Origin of the sequence: Streptomyces sp. NBC_01520, assembly GCF_045040375.1 — a bacterium.
Classification (GTDB): domain Bacteria; phylum Actinomycetota; class Actinomycetes; order Streptomycetales; family Streptomycetaceae; genus Streptomyces.
This window is the reverse complement of the sequence record NZ_CP109404.1, coordinates 7932486-7952698: the sequence shown is the minus strand read 5'-3', so window position 1 is coordinate 7952698 and position 20213 is coordinate 7932486. Positions and strand designations below refer to the sequence as shown.

The following is a 20213-nucleotide window of genomic DNA, read 5'->3' as shown; positions in this document are numbered from 1 at the left end:
ACGTTCGTTACTTGCTCACGGCGAAGCGCATCAGGGCACGCTCGTCGCCCTGCTTGATCTTGCCTGTCTCGTTGATCACCTGAAGCTTCCAGCCCGCACCGTCCCGAATCGCCTTGGCCACGGCGCAGCCGTTGTCGTCGGTCAGCAGGCTCGGCCAGATGTCGGCGACCTGCTGGGTGGTGCCCCCGGTCGCGTCGTAGACCTTGAAGCTGATGTTCCGCGCGTTCTGGAAGGAGCTCCGCTTCTTGTACGCGGCAGCGATGAACACGATGGCGGTGATGTTGGACGGTACGCGGGCGAACTCGACCGTCACCGTCTCGTCGTCGCCGTCGCCGCGCCCGGTCTGGTTGTCCCCGCTGTGCTGCAAGGAACCGTTGCCCAGCGGGTCCAGGGAGTCGAGTCCGGCCAGTCGTACGGGCTCCGCGCCCTGCATCGCGACAGCGATCAGGTCGAGGTCGGTGCCGGCCTTCTGCCGCAGCTTGCCCAGCAGTCCTCCGCTGCTCCCCACGGTCGGGTCCCAGGACACCCCGATGGACAGGTGGGTCACCCCACCGAGGTCGGCGGGACCGTCTTCCTTCTTCAACGTGATCATGCGTGATCCTCTTGGTCGCGAGATTGCTACACCTGAAGTGTGCCTGGTCCCCCAGGTACCGAGCCCTCCCGGGGCGGATACGCGCGGCCTGCGGTAACGACCTCGGGGAATATTGAGGTCGGGTCGTGTTGGTCTGGCGGTTCGGCTGGTCGATGATTCAGCAGGCTGTGGCGCGAACGGGCACGAGTTCGGTGCTCCTGAGGCGACGGGGTCGTACGTCGGGCCGCGAGGTCGGAGACCACGCCGGCGATGGCGAGGTGGGTCTGCTCGTAGTCCTCGCGGCGTCCGGTGTAGCGCTGAAGCGGATGCCACTGCTTGTACTCGGCGTTGGTGTGTTCGACCACGATGCGGGCCGATGACTGACGCCTGCGCGCCTCGCGCCAGGCACGCTGTCGCCGTCGGGAGCGTCCTGGGCCGGCTTCTTCGGCGGGGGCTGCCCCTGGGACGGGAACTCCTTGGCCAGACCCTGGTAGCCGGAGTCGGCCTCGGCGTGCACAACGGGGTGGAGGAGGAACTGTTCGGCGATGCCCTCGGTACGCACAGCGGTTCGGTCGTGCATGCGGCCCGGGCGGACAACGCCGGAGAACAGGGTGCGGCCCTGGTGGTCGCTGAATGTGGTGGTCTTGATCGTGTTCTGCTTCTTCTTGCCCGGGACGAAGGCTTTGCGTCCGGAGCGACCCGCGCGCGGGCGTCGGACCTGGACTTCCGTGCCGTCGAGCCGGATGTCGACGCCTTCGGCATCTGCGTAGGCGAACAGGTCGTCCAGGGTGCGGACGGGCAGACCGGGGCGGTCGGGGATGGCGAAGCCCCGCGCGGCGAGCAAGGAGTCTGACCTCGCGGATCGCGGCGGAGACGATGGAACGATGGAACGGTCCACCCCATTCATCACCGTTTACTCACAGAACGTAATAGCGTTTTACGTCACCGTCACCCTCCGCATCAGGGTCGCGAAATGGGCGCCGTCGGGTACGGGCACGGCGCAAGCCGCCGATCGCCCCTCACGCACCAGGGCGCCCGGGTATCGGTGCCGTATTCATGGAGGACCGCGACCAAGCGGCGGACTCGAATTCCGCGGCGGGCAACACGCGTACACATACCTGACAAGAACCTGCCACACGTGAACCGGAATGCTCGCCCGTCACCCTCTCGTTCGAACTGACATGACTGTAGGAGTGGTGCTCCAGACGTCGGTCCAGACGCCCAGCCCCGAAAAACAGATCGACGACACGGTGCGACTTGCCAGGGAAGCGGCGGCTGTCGGACTGCGTTCCGCGTGGTTCGGACAGTCCTTCGGCGCAGACTCACCCCAACTCGCGGCGCTCGTCGGGCGTGAAGTCCCCGAGCTACAGGTGGGCACGTCCGCGATCCCCGTCTTCGGCCGCCACCCGTTGATCGTCTCCAGCCAGGCCCAGACCGCGCAGGCGGCGACGCACGGCCGGTACCACCTCGGACTCGCTCTCGGGACGAAGCACCTGACCGAGGACGGCTTCGGCATCCCCTTCGAACGGCCGATCGCTCGCCTGCGGGAATTCCTCACCGCCCTGCGCCAGCTGACCGAGACCGGCACCGCCGACTTCCACGGTGAGCTGCTCACCGCCACCACACCGCTCCCGGCACGCGTCCCGGGAGCCGAAGGCGGTGTGCCGACACTGGTCGCCGCGATGGGGCCTCAGGCACTACGAGTCAGTGGCGAGTTGGCGGACGGAATCCTTCCCTACCTCGCCGGGCCTCGTGCCCTTGCCGACCACATCGTGCCGGCGGTGACCGCCGCGGCGGAGGCGGCGGGCAGGCCAGCGCCCAGAATCGTGGCCCTGGTGCACGGCGTCGTGACCGACGACGTCGCCTCCGCGCGCGCCGTCGCGACCGAACAGCTCACGGCCTACGAGAAGATCCCCTCCTACGCACGGGTCGTGGAACTCTCCGGCGGCGCACGGGCGGGCGACGTGGCCGTGATAGGCGACGAACGCACGGTCGCCGCCGAGGTGCGGCGTTATCGGGATGCCGGAGCCACGGAAGTGGTGTTCTCAGGAACGGCCATCGCCGGCGACGCCGACCGACGCCGTACGTGGGAACTCCTCGGCGATCTCGCGGGCTGAGGAGCGGGCCTTCGACAGGACGCCGCCGGTCCGCTCAGTTCCGCACGTCGCGCGGGTTCCCGAAGCCGCGCGACACCCACCGGTCGAGACGGATACGAACTCCGGGAATCGATGCCACATGGCGCCGACACGCCCCGCGACACCCCACGGCAGTCGATCGAGAAAGCGCTTTCCCGTCTGTCGAAGATGCGGTGAGATGGTGCCATGAAGCATCCCGTCCCCAATCACCTGGACCACTGCTACCGCGGCGAGCACCCGGTGCGCACCCTCGGTCACCTCTTCCGCCCCGACCGTGGCGCGCTGTTGCTCGCCGCCTGCATCTTCGTCGTGAAGCACAGCCCCATCTGGCTGATGCCCCTGATCACGGCGACGGTGCTGGACGTCGTCATCCAGCACGGCCCGCAGGCCGAGTTGTGGCAGGCGACCGGCATCCTGCTCTTCATCCTCGTGATCAACTATCCGCTGCACCAGTGGTACGTACGCCTGCTGGGCGGCAGCATCCGCCGCATGGGCACGGCTCTTCGCTCGGCCCTGTGCCGCCGGCTGCAGCACCTGTCCATCGGCTACCACGCTCGCGTCAACTCCAGTGTCCTGCAGACCAAGGTCGTCCGGGACGTGGAGTCGGTGGAGCAGATGGTGCAGCAGAGCTCCGACATGGGGCTGGGTGCGCTGGTGACCCTGACGGGTGGCCTCGTCGTCATCGGATTCCGCACTCCTGAGTTCCTGCCGGTGTTCCTGATAGTCGTCCCGGCGGCCGGGTTCCTGGTGATGCGCCTGCGGCATCGGCTGCGCACCCACAACGAGCACTTCCGGCGCGAGATGGAGAACTTCTCCTCGCACGTGGGCGAGATGACCACGCTCATCCCCATCACCCGTGCCCACGGTCTGGAACGCGCCGCACTGGGCCGCGTCGACGGCTCCCTGCGCCAGGTCTTCGCGGCAGGCCTCCGGCTCGATGTCATGAACGGCCGCTTCAACTCCGCGGCCTGGGTGATGCTCAACATCCTCGGAGTCCTCTGCCTGACAGGCTCGGGCCTCGTCGCGTATCACGGGCTGCTGCCGGTGACGCCCGGCGACGTCGTCATGCTCAGCACCTTCTTCACCGTGCTGACCAGCTCGGTGACGACACTGCTCGGACTGGCTCCTGTCATCAGCAAGGGGCTGGAGTCGGTGCGCTCCGTCGGCGAGGTGCTCCAGGCTCCTGACCTGGAGAGCAACGAGGGCAAGGCTCCGGTGGAGCGCGTGACCGGCCGCATCGACTTCCAGCAGGTCGGATTCGCGTACGACGAGGCGGCCCCGGCTGTCGACGCGTTCACCCTCACTGCGCGTCCCGGCGAGACGATCGCCCTGGTCGGCGCGTCCGGCGCGGGCAAGTCGACGGTGCTGAACCTGCTGATCGGCTTCATCCGGCCGACGACGGGCAGCATCCTCCTCGACGGTGTCGACATGGCAACGCTCGACCTGCGGAGCTACCGCCGGTTCCTGTCCGTGGTGCCGCAGGAATCGATCCTGTTCGAAGGCAGCATCCGCGACAACGTGACCTACGGCCTCAACGACATCGACGAGGAGAGACTGCGACGTGCCCTGCGGGATGCGAACGCTCTCGAATTCGTGGAGGGGCTGCCTGACGGTCTGGACACGGTGGTCGGCGAGCGGGGGGCGCGCCTGTCCGGCGGCCAGAAGCAGCGTCTGGCCATCGCCCGCGCCCTGATCCGCGACCCGCGCATCCTGGTTCTCGACGAGGCGACATCGGCGCTGGACAACCGTTCCGAGGCACTCGTCCAGGAAGCGCTGGCCCGTCTCGTGCACGGACGCACCGTGTTCGTGGTGGCGCACCGCCTCTCCACGATCCAGGGCGCCGACCGCATCGTCGTGATGGAGGGCGGCAGGATCACGGAGGCGGGGACGCACACGGAGCTCCTCTCCAGAGGCGGTACGTACGCGGAACTGCAGCCGGCCGTGCACAGCTAGGTGCTGCCGGCCGGGAATTCGCCGCCGCCGTGTCGGATACGGCCCTGCGGCAGGGGCGGGTACTCCCCCGGCCCTGCCGCAGGGCGCCGTGTATGCCGCCGGGCCGACTCGATGCGAGGAGTCGGCACAGCACCGGCCACGTCTCCTCGGCGGCCACGCTACCGACTGCCGGTGCGACCGCGGGGTACCGGCAGCCGCACCACGCCCGCACCCTCGCGACCTGGCCGGCCACTCCGCCGCGCCGGACCGACCCGGACCCGGGAGAACGGTCGATGTACGGGGACACATAGGCGTTTCGGTCTGCGGGGGCCCTCGTGGGTGACGGTGGAGCCGCTTCCGTACTCGCCGTGGCGCCGGTACACACGTGGCTTCGTCCGGGACGGCCTGCCCGGCCGGGCCGTGCGGGCCGCTCCGAGGAGAATCTCCATGAACTGGACACTCGAAGTCATCCCGGTCCCGGTCCCGGTCACCGACATGGACCGGGCGAAGGCGTTCTACGCCGAGAAGGCCGACTTCACCCTGGACCTCGATGACGAGATCGCCCCCGGAATGCGAATCATCCAGATGACCCCGCCGGGCTCCCGGTGTTCGATCGCGATGCTCCGGGGAACGCCCGCGGCACCCTGGGATGAAGACGATGGCCCCCGAGACGCTTCAGGGCCTGCAGGTCTGTGTCACGGACATCGAGGCGGCCAGGGAGGAACTCGTCGGCCGCGGCGCGGAGGTCTCCCCTGTCCGCCACGTGGGAGCGAACGGCTGGGAGGACGGTAAGGGCGAGGCGTGGAACTCGTTCATGTCGTTCAGCGATCCGGACGGCAACGGCCGGGTCGTCCAGGAAGCTCCCGGCGAACTGTCGGCACGCTGACGAACGAGCGAGTGCCTGTGTCGGGACCGGCGGCGGGTCCGCATCCCCGGCGCCGCACAGGCGGCCGGGCATGCCGTCGGCTCACGGAGCAGGGGGTAGGCACTCGCCCGAAGTTGCGACTGGGCCCCGGAGGACCATCGGACGGGCGGTAGCGCGGCCGACTAGGGTTCAGGCATGCGTACGAAGAGGATCATCGCGGCGATAGGCGGCCTGGGCCTGGTGCTCACGGCCTGTGGGTCCGATTCGGACGACGGCGCGCAGGACTACTCCTTCCCGGAACTGCCCCAGGCCGTCGCCCATCCGGTCCAGCAGCCGTCCGACCTGCCGATGCCATGGGCGCAGCCCGGGGACGACTTCCCCGAGGTCGTTGCCTCCGGCTTGCGCGGGAAGACGATCGACATGGCCAACACCGACGGGGAGACCACCGCCCGGTGTCCTGCCGACCTCGTGCTGAAGGACGGCGCCGAGGCCGTGTGCGTGAGCACGTTCGAGGGCCTGGAGGTCGAGTGGGACGTCATCGTGGGACCGGCGTCGGACACCCGCGGAAACCGGGTCCAGTGGAGCGCTGAACCCCGCAGGGGCATCCTCACTCGCGACGGTGCCGCCAACCAGGTCTACAACAACTTCGGCGGGCCCGACCTCGTACGCTGCAGCGACATCCCGAAGGCCGTCCTCGTCCCCATGCTCGGCATCTCCGGCCACAGCTGCCAGACCGTGGTGGACGGGAAGGCAGGGAAGCCCATGCCGATCGAAGTGGGCCTGGTCCACCCGACGTTGCGATGCGGGCACCGGACCCTCGAGGCCTGCGTGGGGTGAACGTCGGCCCGCCCGCCGCTCCGTTCCTGCGGCCGAGGATCCGCTCGGCAGGTTCACGGCCGCACCGGCCCCCGTCGTACCGCCCGTTCACCTCGGCTCCCGCACCGGCCGCCGGAACAGATAGACCGCCGCGGTCAGGACCAGGACAGCCATGCAGGCGATGAAGACCAGTCCCGCGTCCTCCAGACCGATCCGTCCGGACAGTACCCCGACACCGATCACCGGCACCGAGATTCCCGCGTAGGCCACCACGAACAGTGTCGAGATCACCGAGGCCCGCCGGTCCGCCGGGCTCGCCCCGGCCACTGCGGACAGCGCCCCGCGAAACGCCAGCCCCTGACCGCTCCCGCCGACCAACGCGCTCAGCACCACCAGCAGGAGCAGGTCCCACCACAGCGCACCCGCGAGCAGCGCCAGCCCGCCGAACAGCCCGGCGCAGCCCCAGAGCAACGACCGGCCGACGCCGATCCGGCCGGCCAGCAGCTGTCCGGCGGTCGAGGCGAAGAACGCCAGCGCGACAACCGCCCCGCTCACAGCGTGGTTGTCCACGTCCAGGAACTCGGCGAGGAACGCGGGGCTGACCGAGGTGAAGACGCCGAACAGCGCGAAGCCCACGAACGAGGCGATCGCCGCGGGCCCGAACACCGCACGTACCTGTGCGGGCACACCTGGCCGCCGGGGCCGTACGGTACGCAGCGGGCGCCGCTCCTTCACCGTCTCCGCAAGGCCCAGGAGGACGACGGCCGATGCGCCCAGCAGCGCGAGGTGCACGAGGAACGGCAGGTGGAGAGGCCAGGGCGCGTACTGCGCGAGCAACCCGGCGAGCAGGGGCCCGCAGCCGAGCCCGCCCATGTTGGCGGCCGTCGCCACGAACGTGGCCCTGGAGGTGCCGCCGCGCGGTGCCGACTCCATCACGTACGCCGTGGCGGCCCCCGTGAACAGGCCGGCGGAAAGGCCCGACAGCAGCCGCCCCGCGAACAGCCAGGGCAGGCCGGTGGCGCACAGGAAGCAGACGGCACTCGCGGCGGCGAATCCCAGGCCCCACAGCAGCACGGGCCGCCTGCCGACGGCGTCGGAGACGTTGCCCGTCAAGAGGAGCACGCCGATGACCCCGAAGGCGTACACGGCGTACACGACGGTCACCGTCAGCTCGGAGAATCCGAACTTCTCCTGGTAGAGGCCGTAGAGAGGGGTGGGCAGCGTGGTGCCTGCCATGCACACCAGGAACACCGCACCGCTGAGGAAGCACTGGCGCCACCCTTGACGATCACCGTCCATGGGCCGACGCTAACCTTCGGGCGCCGCCGGGACCGGTTCGGCGTGCCCGGCGTGCCGCCGCCGTACGGGGTTGTCCGTGCGGAACCGCGGGCGGCTCCGGGCCGGCCGGTTCGCCACAGGGCGCCGCCTTCGAGGGGAGCGCGCTCACCGGGCGTCGAGGCGCCCTGCGATGATCGTCCCGAACCGCGACTCGTTCTAGTCGCCCCAAGGGCCGGGCCGGCCGTGTGTGTTCCGCGAACGCGCCGGCGCAGAACCGGCTCTCACCTGTGAGGAGCCTCCGTGACGTATGACGTCGGTGCCCTGCGCGCCCTGTTTCCCGCCCTGCGAGCCGGTACCGCGCACTTCGACGGTCCCGGGGGGACGCAGACTCCGACCCCCGTGATCGAGGCCTTCGCCGACGCGCTGAGCCGGCCCCTGTCGATCCGTGGGACGGGTCTGCCCGGCGAGGTCAACGCCGAGGCGCTCGTCGGCGGCTTCCGGCAGGCCATGGCGGATCTGCTGGGCGCGCAGCCCTCGGGCATCGTGCACGGGCGCAGCGCGACGCAGCTCACGTACGACTTCGCCCGCCTGCTGGCGAAGTCGTGGGAACCCGGCGACGAGGTCGTCGTCAGCCGGCTGGACCACGATTCCAACATCCGCCCCTGGCTGCAGGCCGCACGGTCGGCCGGTGCCGTGATCCGGTGGGCCGACTTCGACCCGCTGACCGGCGAACTGCCGCCGTCCGCCGTAGGTGACCTGCTGAACGGGCGGACCCGGCTGGTCGCCGTCACGGCGGCGTCCAACCTGATCGGTACACGCCCCGACATCGCCGCGATCTCCCGTCTCGTCCACGAGGCCGGCGCGCTGCTGTACGTCGACGGTGTGCACTACACGGCGCACAGCTTCGTGGACGTGGCCGAGCTCGGCGCGGACTTCTTCGTCTGTTCGCCCTACAAGTTCTTCGGCCCTCACCACGGTGTCCTGGCCGCCGCGCCGGACCTGCTGGAAAGCCTGTACCCCGACAAGCTGCTGCCGTCCACGGACACGGTTCCCGAGCGCTTCGAGCTGGGAACGCTGCCGTACGAGTCGCTGGCCGCCACCTGTGCCGCCGTCGACTTCCTCGCCGGTCTCGCAGGCGGTTCGTCAGGCGGACGGCGCGCACGCCTGCGGTCCTCGCTCGCCGCGATCGAGGAACACGAAACCGCGGTGAGCGCTCCCTTGGAGCAGGCACTCGCGTCGATGCCCGGTGTCACGGTCCACTCGCGGGCGGCCGACCGCACGCCCACGCTGCTCCTGACCTTCGACGGGCTCGACGCGGCGGACGCCTACCGCTGTCTGGCGGGACTGGGGGTGCACGCGCCGGCCGGGTCCTTCTACGCGATCGAGGCCTCACGCCACCTCGGACTGGGTGACGTCGGCGGACTGCGTGTGGGGCTGTCGCCCTACACCGACGGGAGCGACGTCGAGCGGCTGTTGGAGGGTCTCGCCGCGTTCCTTCGCCGCTCCCCCACTCCGTAGGGCAGGAACTCACGCGCCCGGCGATATCCGGTTGTACGAGCGTCCGTGATCCGCTTGGGTTGCGGCTCGTGACCGCCTTCGAAGATCTGGTGCGCCCGGACCGCTATCCGCGCTCGTCCCGCTACGACCCGGCATGGCTGCTCGGGCTGGACATGGGGCCGCACCCCCTGTGGCTGCTGGAGAACCTTGCCGAGGACCTTGATCTGCGCCCGGGTATGCGGGTTCTCGATCTCGGTTCCGGCAAGGGGGCGACGTCGGTCTTCCTGGCCCGTGAGTACGGCGTCCAGGTGGTGGCGGCGGACTGGTGGATCGGCGCGGACGAGGCTGCGGCCGTCTTCGCCGCGGCCGGTGTCGGCGACCGGGTGGAGGCCGTGCACACGGAGGCGCATGTGCTGCCTTTCGATCAGGAGAGCTTCGACGCCGTGGTGAGTATCGATGCCTTCGAGTACTTCGGCACGGCGGACGGCTATCTGCCCTACCTCGCCGGGTTCCTGCGTCCGGGTGGACAGTTGGGCATGGCGACGCCCGCGATGACCCGTGAGGTCCGTGAGTCGGGCGTGATACCCCGTCATGTGAAGGACGTGGTCGGATGGGAGGCGATCGCCTGGCACACGGCCGAATGGTGGCGCTTCCAGTGGGAGATCACCGAGCTCGTGACGGTCACGTCCGCGCGGCTGCAGCCGGATGCCTGGTGGGACTGGCTGCTGTGGGCCCGGGCGTGCGCCGAGTTCCGGCCGGACGGCCGGGCTGCGCACCAGCCCGTGATCGACATGCTCACCACGGACGGCGGGGAGTTCCTCAGCTTCGCCCTGGTGACCGCGCGCAAGGGGGGCGCGGGCTGATCCCGTGCCCGTGCTAGCGGTGGGACGGACACGGGCACACCGCACATGGCCTGGTGAGGGGCCTTGCGGGTCGTCGACGCGTGCCGACGGGACATGGTGCGGGATGTGGTGCCCGATATGTGGCAGCGTAGGAGCGCACGTTCCTGATCACGCCGTGCGGTACACCGTCCCGGGTGGGTCAGGGGCAGTCCGACGAAGAGGAGAGAACATGTCCGAGCCGCCGCTCCCCGACGCCGCGGTCGCCATGCTGAGGAAGCCGAATCCGGCTGTCATCGCCACGTTGCGTGCCGACGGGCAGCCGGTGTCCACGGCGACCTGGTACCTCTGGGACGACGGCCGGGTGCTGGTCAACATGGACGAGGGCCGCAGGCGTCTCGACCATGTACGCAACGACCCACGGGTCACGCTGACCGTGATCGACGAGGCCGACTGGTACACCCATGTGACCCTCATCGGGCGCATCGTCGAGCTGCGCGACGACACCGGCCTGGCCGACATCGACCGGCTGTCCCGGCACTACCTCGGCCGGCCGTACTCCCAGCGTGACCGTGACCGGGTGAGCGCCTGGATCGAGATCGACCGTTGGCACGGGTGGGGCGGCTTCCGCGACAGCAGCCAGGCGGGCGGCTGAGCCTGCTCCTTGGTGTCGGTCCCGCTTGTGCGCCGCTGCGGCCGACCGCACGGCAAGGCCCCACGCCGCGCCGGAGCGTGTACGGGGGCGGCGTGGACCGCCCCCGTACACGGGAGGCGGCCTTGCTCAGCCGAAGAGGCGTGCTCTCAGTTCGGCTGCCGAGGTGCCGGGCAGTTCGGGGAGCAGGGTGAGGGCTGCGGCGATGAGTTCCTGGCTCGCCTTCGGGTCGTCGCGGACCGCGTCGAAGGCCGCCGCCGCGGTCATCGGGGCGAGTCTGAACCGCCAGGCCGGGTGGGCGTGCGTCGAGGCGTAATGGTCGGTCAAGGCCTCGATGGGTGTCAGTTCGCCACCCGCCCGCCGCAGGAGCGGCGCCAGGCCGTACCGGCCGATCATGTCGCAGATCTCGTGGTCGTAAGCCCTGTTGCGGTGGTGGCCGTCACGGACCTCGTAGATCACCGCGTACACCAGTAGGCGCTCACGGTCCGTCGAGGGGATCGGCAGACTGACATGCCGCCAGAACTCCTCGACGGCTGCGGGACTGATCACGGGGCGGTGGCGGGCCTCTGCGGCGCAGGTGGCGACCGTCAGCCGGACGGCGCCGAGGGCGACGGTCTCCTCCGCGTACCGGCGCACGTACCGGAGCCCTTCGGTGAGGTCCGGTTCCGCCTCCTGAGCTGCTCGCCGTACGAATGCGGCTGTCGGCCCGTCGGTCCACACGAACGTCCAGCCATGGGTGGAGGCGGAGTACTCGGCCTCGATCCGCACGGGCAGGGAGGCGGCGAGCCTGCGGAGCCGGTCGGCGCGGCTAGCGCTCATGGGACCGGAGAGAGTCGGCCGTGGTCCGCGAGGCGTGCTGCGGGTACCCGGCGGCGGCGATGCCGTCCCGGAACCCGTTCAGGGTCACGCCGAAGTTCATGGGAGATGTCTGGTCGAATCCGCGGATGTGCATTCCGTCCGCCGAGAGGCCGACGGAATACTGGTCCCCTCCCCCGTTGTCCGTCCAGGCCAGTTCCTGTGTCCCGGACCGGTGCGCGTCGAAGCCGTGGCGGTGGTACGGGAAGTCCGGCTCGAGAATCGCCTCCACCGTCGTCGGCGCCCGGCAACGGTCCCGGAGGACGGGAATGTCGGGCAGCCGGCGAGCAGCGTCACGAACTTGCATGTGTCCATCCCACCAGACTCCTCCGACATCCCCGCGCCACGGCCGCCCTGTCTGTCTCAGACCCCGACGTACTCCCGCAGATGGTGTGCGGTCAGGGTGTCCCCTCCGGCGACCAGATCCGCGGGCGTCCCCTCGAAGACCACACGGCCGCCGTCGTGTCCGGCCCCCGGGCCGAGGTCGACGAGCCAGTCCGCGTGGGCCATCACGGCTTGGTGGTGCTCGATCACGATCACGGTGTTGCCGGCGTCCACCAACCGGTCGAGGAGGGCGAGTAGCTGGTCCACATCGGCCATGTGCAGACCCGTGGTCGGCTCGTCGAGCACATACGTCGCGGCCCTCTCCGCCATGTGGATGGCGAGCTTGAGGCGCTGCCGCTCGCCGCCGGAGAGGGTGTTGAGGGGCTGCCCGAGCCGGAGGTAGCCGAGGCCGACGTCATGCAGTCGCCCGAGGATGGTGTGCGCCTGGCCGGAGGGGAAGAAATCGTGGGCCTCCGCCACCGACATCCCCAGCACCTCGCTGATGTTCCTGCCGTTCAGGGTGTAGGTGAGCACCTCGGGTGTGAACCGCTTGCCCCCGCACTCCTCGCACACGGATGCCACGCCCGCCATCATGGCCAGGTCGGTGTAGACGAGCCCGAGGCCGTTGCATTTGGGGCAGGCGCCCTCCGAGTTGGCGCTGAAGAGTGCTGCCTTGACACCGTTGGCCTTGGCGAACGCCGTACGGATGGGATTGAGCAGGCCGGTGTACGTCGCCGGGTTCGAGCGCCGGGAACCGCGGATGGGCGTCTGGTCGGCGACCACGACACCGTCGCGTGCGGGCAGGCTGCCATGGATGAGAGAACTCTTGCCCGACCCGGCGACGCCGGTCACCACGGTCAGGACGCCGAGCGGGATCTCGACGCTGATGTCCTTGAGATTGTGCAGGTCGGCCCCCTTGATGGACAGGTGCCCGCGCGGCTCGCGCACCTTCTCCCGCAGCCGTGCCCGGTGTTCGAGATGCCGTCCGGTGAGAGTGCCGGAGGCGCGGAGTCCGGGCACGTCACCGCTGAAGCAGATCCGGCCGCCGTCCGTGCCCGCGCCCGGGCCGAGGTCGACGACATGGTCCGCGATGGCGATGACTTCGGGCTTGTGCTCGACGACGAGCACGGTGTTCCCCTTGTCGCGCAGCAGCAGCAACAGGTCGTTCATCCGCTGGATGTCGTGGGGGTGGAGCCCGATGGTCGGCTCGTCGAAGACATAGGTGACGTCCGTCAGGCTGGAACCGAGGTGGCGCACCATCTTCACGCGTTGCGCCTCGCCGCCGGAGAGTGTGCCGGCGGGCCGGTCCAGGCTGAGGTAGCCGAGGCCGATCTCGACGAGTGAGTCCAGCAGGTCCCGAAGCCCTGCCAGGAGAGGTGCAACGCCGGGGTCGTGGATCCCGCGCACGAACGTGGCGAGATCGCTGATCTGCATCGCGGAGCACTCCGCGATGTTCACCCCGTCAATCTTCGAGGCGAGTGCGGCGGCAGTGAGCCGGGTTCCCTCGCAGTCGGGGCACTCACGGAAGACGACGGCCCGGTCGACGAAGGCCCGGATGTGGGACTGCATGGCGTCGCGGTCCTTGGTCAGCATGGTCCGCTGGACCTTCAGGACGAGGCCCTCGTAGGTGAAGTTGTTGCTGTCCACCTTCACCTTGACCTGCGGCTTGTGGAGGAAATCGGCCCACTCCCGGTCGGTGAAGTCCTTGAGCTTCTTGTCCGGGTCGTAGAAGCCGGAACGCGCCATGATCTGCCAGTACCAGGAGTCCACCGCGAAGTTGGGGACGGTGATGGCGCCCTCGTTCAGCGACTTCTCGCGGTCGACCAGCTGGTCGAGGTCGATGTCCGACACCTGGCCGGCACCTTCGCACCGCGGGCACATGCCTTCCGGAAGGTTGAAGCTGAAGGCTCCGGACGTGCCGATGTGCGGTGTGCCGAGGCGTGAGAAGACGATCCGGAGCATGGTGTACGCGTCGGTGGCTGTGCCGACGGTGGAGCGGGAGTTGGCGCCCATCCGCTCCTGGTCCACGACGATCGCGGCGCTCAGATTGTGCAGCGCGTCCATGTCGGGCCGGCCCAGGCTCGGCATGAACGACTGGACGAACGCGGTGTACGTCTCGTTGATCAGCCGCTGGGACTCGGCCGCGATGGTGCCGAAGACGAGCGAGGACTTCCCTGATCCGGAAACACCGGTGAACACCGTGAGCCGGCGCTTGGGGATGTCCAGCGACACGTCGGCGAGGTTGTTCTCACGTGCACCACGGACCTGGATGACGTGGTGACCGTCGGCCGGCGTCGTTGCTGGAGTCGTCGCTGAAGTCATGGTGTCGACCGTAATGGAGGGCACTGACATTGATGCTGCTACTCGGGTCCCGGTGGTCGTGGCCCGGGCACTGACTGACGTCCTGCTGGGCTGTCTTCGCGTTGTTCTGTCCGGCCGCCGGGACCTGTTCCCATGGCTCCGGCCGGGCGGAACATGACCTGGTAGGAGCTTGGGAAGAAGCCCCTTCAATGTCCTGTCTGCGCCACCCGGCCGGCGCCCACCTTCGGCTGGGAAGGCATCAGCATGACATCAGAGGTTGCGGCGGACACCATGGACCAGGAGGTGTCCGGCGGGGTCGACTCCCACACCGACACCATCCACGTCGCGGTCATCAGCGACAACGGAGGCCACCTCGCCGACGCGGAGTTCGCCACCACGGCTGCCGGATACGCGGCGGCCCTGGCCTTTCTGACCGCCCACGGACAGGTGACCGCGATCGGGGTCGAAGGCACCTCGTCCTACGGGGCCGGCTTCATCCGCACCGCCCGCTCCCACGAGCACCAGGTTATCGAGGTCAACCGGCCCGACCGGGCCGAACGCCGCCGCACTGGCAAGTCCGACCCCATCGACGCCTACGCCGCCGGGCGTGCTGCTCTGTCCGGGAGGGCCTCCAGCGCGCCCAAGGACGACACCGTCACCGCAATACGCGCCCTGCACAACACCGCCCGCCCCGCCATCAAGGCCCGCACTGCCGCCCTCAACCAGATCGGCAACGTCCTGGTCACCGCCCCGGACACCATCCGTGCAAAGTACGGGACCTCAAGGGCTCCAAGCGCACGGAAGCCCTCGCCCGGCATCAGCCGGCCGGCGACGCCCTCCACGTCGCGGTCCTCACCGCACCGAAGAGCCTCACCCGCCGCGTCAAGGAACTCACCGCCGAACACGAGGCGCTCACCCGGGCCCTGGACGCCGAGGCCACCGCACAGAACCCCGGCCTGCGGGCGGCCTACGGTGTCGGACCCGACACCGCCGCCCAACTGCTGATCACCGCCGGAGGCAACCGCGAACGGATGCGGACCGAGGCGTCCTTCGCAGCTCGGTGCGGAGTCTCACCGGTCCCCGCCTCCAGCGGCCGGACCAACCGCCACCGCCTCTCCCGCGAGGGCGACCGGGCCGCCAACGCAGCCCCTTACCGCATCGCCCTGGTCCGCATGTCCAGCGACCCCCGCACCCTCGAACACGTCGCACGACACACCGCCGCCGGACGGACCAGGAAGGAGATCATCCGACTCCTGAAACGAGCCATCGCCCGGGAGGTCTTCCGCTGCCTCACCACCACGATCACCCTTCCAGACATCGGCGATCCACGGCCCCTGCGACAGGCCAAGAACATCACCCACACCGCCGCCGCCCAGCACTTCGGCATCTGGCCAACCGCCATCTCCCGACTCGAACGAGGCCTCAGCCGCAACGACGACCTCAGCCACGCCTACCGCGACTGGCTCCACGCCGCTTGACAGCAACAGGAGCATCAACGGCCGGTCGTTCGTCCGCGGAATGCCCGCTCCCCGACGCCGGCCGGAGCGGGGCGCCTGCGGCACGGTCCGTCGTCACGGCAGGAGTTCGGCCCGCCGGTACTGGTGAGGACGCCCGTCGGCCCACTCCACCATGGTCGGATCGGCCAGGAGGTCCGCGGTTCGGTCGAGCCCGGCGCGGCCGACGAGGTCCAGGACTTCGTCGTCTGATTGCGCGAGCCCCATGATGCGCCCACGCACGGTGACGCGCCTGCCCCCGGAGGCGGAGATCCGGTGCACGACGATCGGCGGGTTTCCGGCCATGCCTCCAGCGTGCGCCTCCATGTACGCCCTTGGCTACCGGCGCCGCTCCCCCCGGCAAACCCGCGTCCCGGCCCGTTGACACCGGTGAGACTCCGTTGCTTGGCTGGGAGCAAACGCTTTCCAGGGCGGACTTTGGAGCGTGCAGAGCTCTCGCGTCGTTCCGTACTCTCCGTAATCCCGGCGGCGGCGCTGCTGACCGTCGCCCAGGCCCTACGGGTCCGGGCGGCGGGCCGGGACGGGCCGGCGGCGGTCGCGGACCACACCACCCTGCTCCGTAACACCGTCACGATGTTCGCGGGCACCGCCGAGACCAATGCCCGGCCGGAGACCGGCCCCCGGATCGCCTCCGTGCTGAAGACGGCGCGCGCCCGGCTCGCCGCGATGGACGGCGTCGGACAGGGTGAGCTGTTCGAGGGTGTCCCGCTCGGCACCAGCGACGTCAATCTGAGCCCGTCTTTCCAGTACCTGTACGAGATCGCCCTCGCCACCCGCCTCCCCGGGACGGGTGGCCCGCCGCACGAGGACGAGGTGGTCCGGCGACGGGTCGTCGACGGCCTCGTCCGTCTCCACGACACGTACTTCGGCGACCCGTCGCAGGGGTACCACGGAAACTGGTTCCACTGGGAGATCGGCATCCCCGCGTATGTGACCAGGACGTTCGTACTCCTGGGGGACGTGCTCGCGGCGTACCGCCCCGCCCTGGCGGCGGCCTACGTGGATTCCATGGACGCGTACCTCCGCGACGGCGAGGACGGCGACGTGGATCTCGACTCGCGTTTCCACACCGGCGCCAATCTCGCCGACATCACGACGAACCGGATGCTCCTGGGTGCCGTTCTCGGCGACGACGCCCGCGTCCGGAGGCCGTCGCCGACCAGCTGACCGTCCTGGCGACGATCGACCCCCACGTACTGCGGCACGGCGTCACCGACGGCTTCTACGCGGACAGTTCCTTCGTCCGGCACGCCTGCGTCGCCTACACCGGCTCCTACGGCAAGGGCCTGCTCACCCGTGCCGTCCAGACCCTGAAGATCCTCGACGGCACCGGTTACGTGCCCGCCGACAGCTGTGGCGCGGCGAAGTTTCACTCAGGACAAGGTCGTTGGCCTGCGAGGAGGCGGGACAGCCCGCAGCAGTTCCCACAGGGGGCGGGAGCCGGATGCCCACACGGCGAGGGTGTGCCGGTCGACGACGTGGAGACGCTGCTGCTTGGCGAAGGCCACAGCGGGCTTGGTGACCCGGCCGTTCGTGACGATGACCGCGATGTCGGCGCCGTGGACCTGGCGGGCGGTGCCGTTGAGGACCTGGAGGTCCGGCGTGCCCACCGCGGAGCCGGCGAGGCCGTTGCGCCGGTGTTTGCACTGGATCACCCAGCGCCGCCCGTAGGGGTCGGTTGCCTTCACGTCCGCGCCCAGGTCACCGCCGCCGCCCACCCGGACGGCGTCCCGGCAGCCGTCACGGCCCATCAGGTCCCGCACCGCGTCCTCGAACCGGGTGTGGTGCAGGGCGTCCAGCTCGGACAGTCCGTAGCGCAGGCCCTGCGTACGGACCGCTTCCCACCGCGCCTGCTGCTGCTTGTGGTGGAGCCAGACGCCGCCGGCCAGCGCCGCAAGTACGACGATGACGATCAGGATCCACCAGTGGGCCAGCAGCCATTCGACAACGGCCACCACCAGGAAGGCGGCGAGGACCGCGGCCACCAGGAAGCCGATCAGCCGGTCGTCCGCACCCCGGCGGCGCTTGCCCGGCCTGCGTGGCCGCCTCCGTACCGGCGGACGCCGGCTCGCCGCTGGCCGGCCCCTGCGTGGGCGGGGGCTCATCGGCCGGCCTGCGTGACACCGCTCGCGAGCTCGCCCAGGAAGTCCATGATTCCTCGGCCCAAGGGCGTCGGCGCGATGAGCACCCCCAGGGCCAGCACGATGACGACGGTGAACTTCTCATCCATACGGCTCCGGGCCTCCGTACGCCGCCGCAACCGTATGACGACGATGACCGCGAGCAGCACAGCCACATTGATCGTCAGCAACCGCCGGACCTCCCCCGGAACCGTGGCGTTCCCCCGCGGGGCGGCAGCGCCTGCCCCAGCCCTCTTGTGTAGCCGGGCCACAGCGAGGTTGGAGGCAGGTTGCCGACGAATGGCACAAAGCCATCGGACCTGGCCGAATACCGGGCGCCAGCACGGGCCGCGTGGCGGGCCCGTGCTGAGACGGTCGTCGACGCGATGACCCGCCACGCGATCCCCGAACCCGACGGACGGCCGTCACGGGCCCCGATCCTGTCCTCCCCCGAGTAGATCGCCGCGCTCATCTGCCGGCGCGAGGGCGGCCTGACCGAGTCGCGCAAGCCGACATCCTGGCCCAAGCCTTCGACGTCTGCCCGTTCGGCGTGCCCAACATCGCGGCCACCGAGACCCTGACCGGCGACGTGCTTGGCAGCGGCCGGGCCTCACCCCAGCGCCCCACCTCCGCCAGCCAGATGCCGGCGGGAGGCCGAGTTCGAGCACCGGAGGCCGTACGCCGACCCCGCCGCCCTCGTCCCGACCGGCATCGCGACCGCCGTCGTGCAGGGGCAGGCGGACGACGTGGTGCCGCCCGCGATCGCCGGGTCGTACGTGGACGCCGCGGCCAGGGCGGGTGAGGTCGTCTGCCTGACACTGCGCGCCGGGGGCGGTCACTTCTCCCTCGTCGACCCGGTGTCGGACACGTGCGCGGCGGCGGTCGAGGAGATCGAGTAGCTCGCCTGCTGAAGGGCGGGGTGTCGGACGGCCTCCGCCGTCCGAGGGTCCCCGTGCGGGCACCGGTGATTTCACTGATTCCCTACGCCGCGACCGCCGGTTGAATCGCTGTGAGCCGATGGCGGTGGAACGCTCTCCGGCCGTCGGGCACGAGTACCACCCCGCGTACGTGCCGCAACGGAGCGCCTGGCCGGTCGGAAGGCGCAGTTCAGAGGGGAACCCCGGATATGTCTCGCATCAGCCGCCGCCTGCGTGTGCCAGGCGCCGTGTTCGTCAGCACCCTGGTCGTGGGCGCCATCGGCTCGGCCGCGACGCCCGCCTCCGCCGCCACGCAGGTCCACCGTGAGGACTTCTCGAACGGTCTCGGCGCCTACACCGCCTCCGGTTCCGTCAGCACCTCCACCGGCGCCGCCCGGTTGAGCGGGTCGCTCCGTACCGATCCGGTGCTGACGTCCGCTCCCCTCACCTTGTCCGGGTACCGCGACGTGTCTGTCTCGTACTCCCGTGCCGCGTCCGGGCTCGACCTCGGCGAGTCGTTCACCGCGGCCTACTCCGTGGACGGCGGTGCCTACACGCCCCTGGAATCGGCGCGCACCGCCACGGGCGGCGTGTCGTTCCGCCTGCCGGCGTCGGTCGACAACCGCACCCTGCGGCTGCGGTTCTCCCTGGACGCCAACAGCGCCCTGGAGACCCTGACCGTCGACGACGTGCTCGTGCAGGCCACGGGCGGCGGAGGTCCGACCGACCCGCCGCCCGGGTCGCTGCCTCCGGTGGCGGACGTCACCGCGCCGGGGCCGTACGCGGTGACCGTCGACAGCACCGCGGGTCCCGACGACGACGGGTGGCTGGTGTACCCGGCGAACGCCGGCCAGGACGGCGTGGACCACCCGATCCTCGTCTGGGGCCCGGGGGCGGGGTCCGACCCCGCCGCCTACGAGGACATGCTGCGCCAATGGGCCTCGCACGGCTTCGTCGTCTACAGCGAGGTCTCCTCCAGCAGCGGCGCCTACATGGTCGACGCCCTCGACTGGCTGGAGGACCAGAACGCGAGCCCGAACAGCCCGCTTCACCAGGCCCTCGACATCTCCGAAGTCGCCTTCGGCGGCCACTCCCGCGGGTCGATCGGCACGTTCGACGTGGCGGACGAACAGCGGCTGGAGACCACCGTCCACGTGGCCGGCGGTTCCTTCGACGGCACGGGCCCGGACAGCCTGCGGAATCCGGCCCTCTACGTCGGCGGAGACGAGGACTTCGCCACGGCGAACATGGAGCGCGACTACACCAACACCGAAGTGCCCGTCTGGTTCAACATCCTCGACGGCACCGACCACCTCCTGGCCACCCGCAACGGCCAGCACATCATCACCGCCTGGCTGCGGTGGCACCTGGCCGACGAGGAGTTCCGCCGCACGGAGGACTTCCTGAGCGCCGGCTGCACCTTCTGCGGCCTCGGCGACGTCCAGCACAAGAACTGGTGACGCGCCCTTGAACGGGGCCCGCACCCGGCCCCCGGACGAGCCCGATGTGCACGCGGGGAGCATGGCCTTCGGGTTCCTCCCGGGTAGTCCCTGAGACGGACCCCGGCGGACCAGTCCTGTGGCTGACGACCGGGGCC

The 20213-nt window shown here is 70.0% G+C and carries 19 protein-coding genes and 2 pseudogenes; 12 read left to right on the top strand and 9 right to left on the bottom strand.

From position 1 onward, the window contains the following. Positions 1-7 precede the first annotated feature (7 nt). Both OG524_RS35725 and OG524_RS35720 read right to left on the bottom strand, forming a co-directional pair. Positions 8-592 carry a TerD family protein gene (locus OG524_RS35725; RefSeq protein WP_405393000.1) on the bottom strand — a complete coding sequence of 195 codons (585 nt, stop codon included), beginning with the start codon at positions 590-592 and terminating at the stop codon, positions 8-10. Positions 593-749: 157 nt separating this feature from the next. After that, positions 750-1478, bottom strand: a complete 729-nt coding sequence (locus OG524_RS35720; protein ID WP_405812541.1) for a transposase family protein — start codon at positions 1476-1478, stop codon at positions 750-752. Positions 1479-1752: 274 nt separating this feature from the next. Here OG524_RS35720 and OG524_RS35715 point away from each other — a divergent pair, with 274 nt between their 5' ends. From OG524_RS35715 to OG524_RS35700, 4 genes and pseudogenes are all read left to right on the top strand, one after another. Next, positions 1753-2688: an LLM class F420-dependent oxidoreductase gene (locus tag OG524_RS35715; RefSeq protein ID WP_405385935.1), complete on the top strand. Its 936-nt coding sequence runs from the start codon at positions 1753-1755 to the stop codon at positions 2686-2688. 204 nt (positions 2689-2892) lie between these two features. After that, the gene (locus OG524_RS35710) at positions 2893-4659 is read left to right on the top strand and encodes an ABC transporter ATP-binding protein (RefSeq protein ID WP_405385937.1); all 1767 of its coding nucleotides are present in this window, start codon (positions 2893-2895) and stop codon (positions 4657-4659) included. Between the two features lie 426 nt (positions 4660-5085). Continuing rightward, a pseudogene (locus OG524_RS35705) lies at positions 5086-5524 on the top strand (VOC family protein). 174 nt (positions 5525-5698) lie between these two features. After that, on the top strand, positions 5699-6340 hold the full coding sequence (locus OG524_RS35700; RefSeq protein WP_405385938.1) for a hypothetical protein: 642 nt from the start codon (positions 5699-5701) through the stop codon (positions 6338-6340). 87 nt (positions 6341-6427) lie between these two features. On the opposite strand, the gene OG524_RS35695 is transcribed toward OG524_RS35700, so the two are convergent. Continuing rightward, complete coding sequence (locus OG524_RS35695) at positions 6428-7618, bottom strand: MFS transporter (RefSeq protein WP_405812405.1); 1191 nt, start codon at positions 7616-7618, stop codon at positions 6428-6430. 279 nt (positions 7619-7897) lie between these two features. Between OG524_RS35695 and OG524_RS35690 the strand changes: the two genes are divergently transcribed. The 3 genes from OG524_RS35690 (at position 7898) to OG524_RS35680 (ending at position 10588) form a co-directional block, all read left to right on the top strand. Then, complete coding sequence (locus OG524_RS35690) at positions 7898-9115, top strand: cysteine desulfurase-like protein (RefSeq protein WP_405385942.1); 1218 nt, start codon at positions 7898-7900, stop codon at positions 9113-9115. Positions 9116-9183: 68 nt separating this feature from the next. Further along, complete coding sequence (locus OG524_RS35685) at positions 9184-9957, top strand: SAM-dependent methyltransferase (RefSeq protein ID WP_405812404.1); 774 nt, start codon at positions 9184-9186, stop codon at positions 9955-9957. Positions 9958-10165: 208 nt separating this feature from the next. Continuing rightward, on the top strand, positions 10166-10588 hold the full coding sequence (locus OG524_RS35680; RefSeq protein ID WP_405385946.1) for a PPOX class F420-dependent oxidoreductase: 423 nt from the start codon (positions 10166-10168) through the stop codon (positions 10586-10588). A gap of 126 nt (positions 10589-10714) precedes the next feature. On the opposite strand, the gene OG524_RS35675 is transcribed toward OG524_RS35680, so the two are convergent. The 3 genes from OG524_RS35675 to OG524_RS35665 are packed head-to-tail and all read right to left on the bottom strand — an operon-like array spanning position 10715 to position 14086. Further along, positions 10715-11404, bottom strand: a complete 690-nt coding sequence (locus OG524_RS35675) for a hypothetical protein (RefSeq protein ID WP_405385948.1) — start codon at positions 11402-11404, stop codon at positions 10715-10717. Next, entirely contained in the window at positions 11394-11747 is a 354-nt protein-coding gene (locus OG524_RS35670) for a hypothetical protein (protein ID WP_405812403.1), read from the bottom strand. The genes OG524_RS35675 and OG524_RS35670 overlap by 11 nt, the downstream gene beginning before the upstream one ends. Positions 11748-11803: 56 nt before the next feature. Then, positions 11804-14086: an ATP-binding cassette domain-containing protein gene (locus OG524_RS35665; RefSeq protein ID WP_405812402.1), complete on the bottom strand. Its 2283-nt coding sequence runs from the start codon at positions 14084-14086 to the stop codon at positions 11804-11806. A 243-nt stretch (positions 14087-14329) separates the two neighbouring features. Here OG524_RS35665 and OG524_RS35660 point away from each other — a divergent pair, with 243 nt between their 5' ends. Both OG524_RS35660 and OG524_RS35655 read left to right on the top strand, forming a co-directional pair. Then, complete coding sequence (locus OG524_RS35660) at positions 14330-15070, top strand: transposase (RefSeq protein WP_405812401.1); 741 nt, start codon at positions 14330-14332, stop codon at positions 15068-15070. Then, on the top strand, positions 14989-15543 hold the full coding sequence (locus OG524_RS35655; protein WP_405812540.1) for a transposase: 555 nt from the start codon (positions 14989-14991) through the stop codon (positions 15541-15543). Before OG524_RS35660 ends, OG524_RS35655 begins: the two co-directional genes overlap by 82 nt. A gap of 93 nt (positions 15544-15636) precedes the next feature. Here the strand turns inward: OG524_RS35655 and OG524_RS35650 are convergent, their stop codons facing one another. Next, positions 15637-15864 (bottom strand): hypothetical protein, encoded by a 228-nt coding sequence (locus tag OG524_RS35650; RefSeq protein WP_405385953.1) that lies wholly within the window; start codon positions 15862-15864, stop codon positions 15637-15639. 132 nt (positions 15865-15996) lie between these two features. Between OG524_RS35650 and OG524_RS35645 the strand changes: the two are divergent. Continuing rightward, a pseudogene (locus OG524_RS35645) lies at positions 15997-16931 on the top strand (silent information regulator protein Sir2); the annotation flags it as partial. 21 nt (positions 16932-16952) lie between these two features. On the opposite strand, the gene OG524_RS35640 reads toward OG524_RS35645, so the two are convergent. Both OG524_RS35640 and OG524_RS35635 read right to left on the bottom strand, forming a co-directional pair. Next, positions 16953-17684: a restriction endonuclease gene (locus tag OG524_RS35640; RefSeq protein ID WP_405812400.1), complete on the bottom strand. Its 732-nt coding sequence runs from the start codon at positions 17682-17684 to the stop codon at positions 16953-16955. Next, positions 17681-17890, bottom strand: coding sequence for a hypothetical protein (locus tag OG524_RS35635; protein WP_405385957.1), 210 nt, complete (start codon positions 17888-17890; stop codon positions 17681-17683). Before OG524_RS35635 ends, OG524_RS35640 begins: the two co-directional genes overlap by 4 nt. A gap of 534 nt (positions 17891-18424) precedes the next feature. On the opposite strand from OG524_RS35635, the gene OG524_RS35630 reads away from it, so the two are divergent. Both OG524_RS35630 and OG524_RS35625 read left to right on the top strand, forming a co-directional pair. Continuing rightward, complete coding sequence (locus OG524_RS35630) at positions 18425-18598, top strand: hypothetical protein (RefSeq protein WP_405385959.1); 174 nt, start codon at positions 18425-18427, stop codon at positions 18596-18598. Between the two features lie 227 nt (positions 18599-18825). Further along, the gene (locus OG524_RS35625) at positions 18826-20076 is read left to right on the top strand and encodes a hypothetical protein (protein WP_405385960.1); all 1251 of its coding nucleotides are present in this window, start codon (positions 18826-18828) and stop codon (positions 20074-20076) included. The last annotated feature ends 137 nt before the right edge of the window (positions 20077-20213 follow it).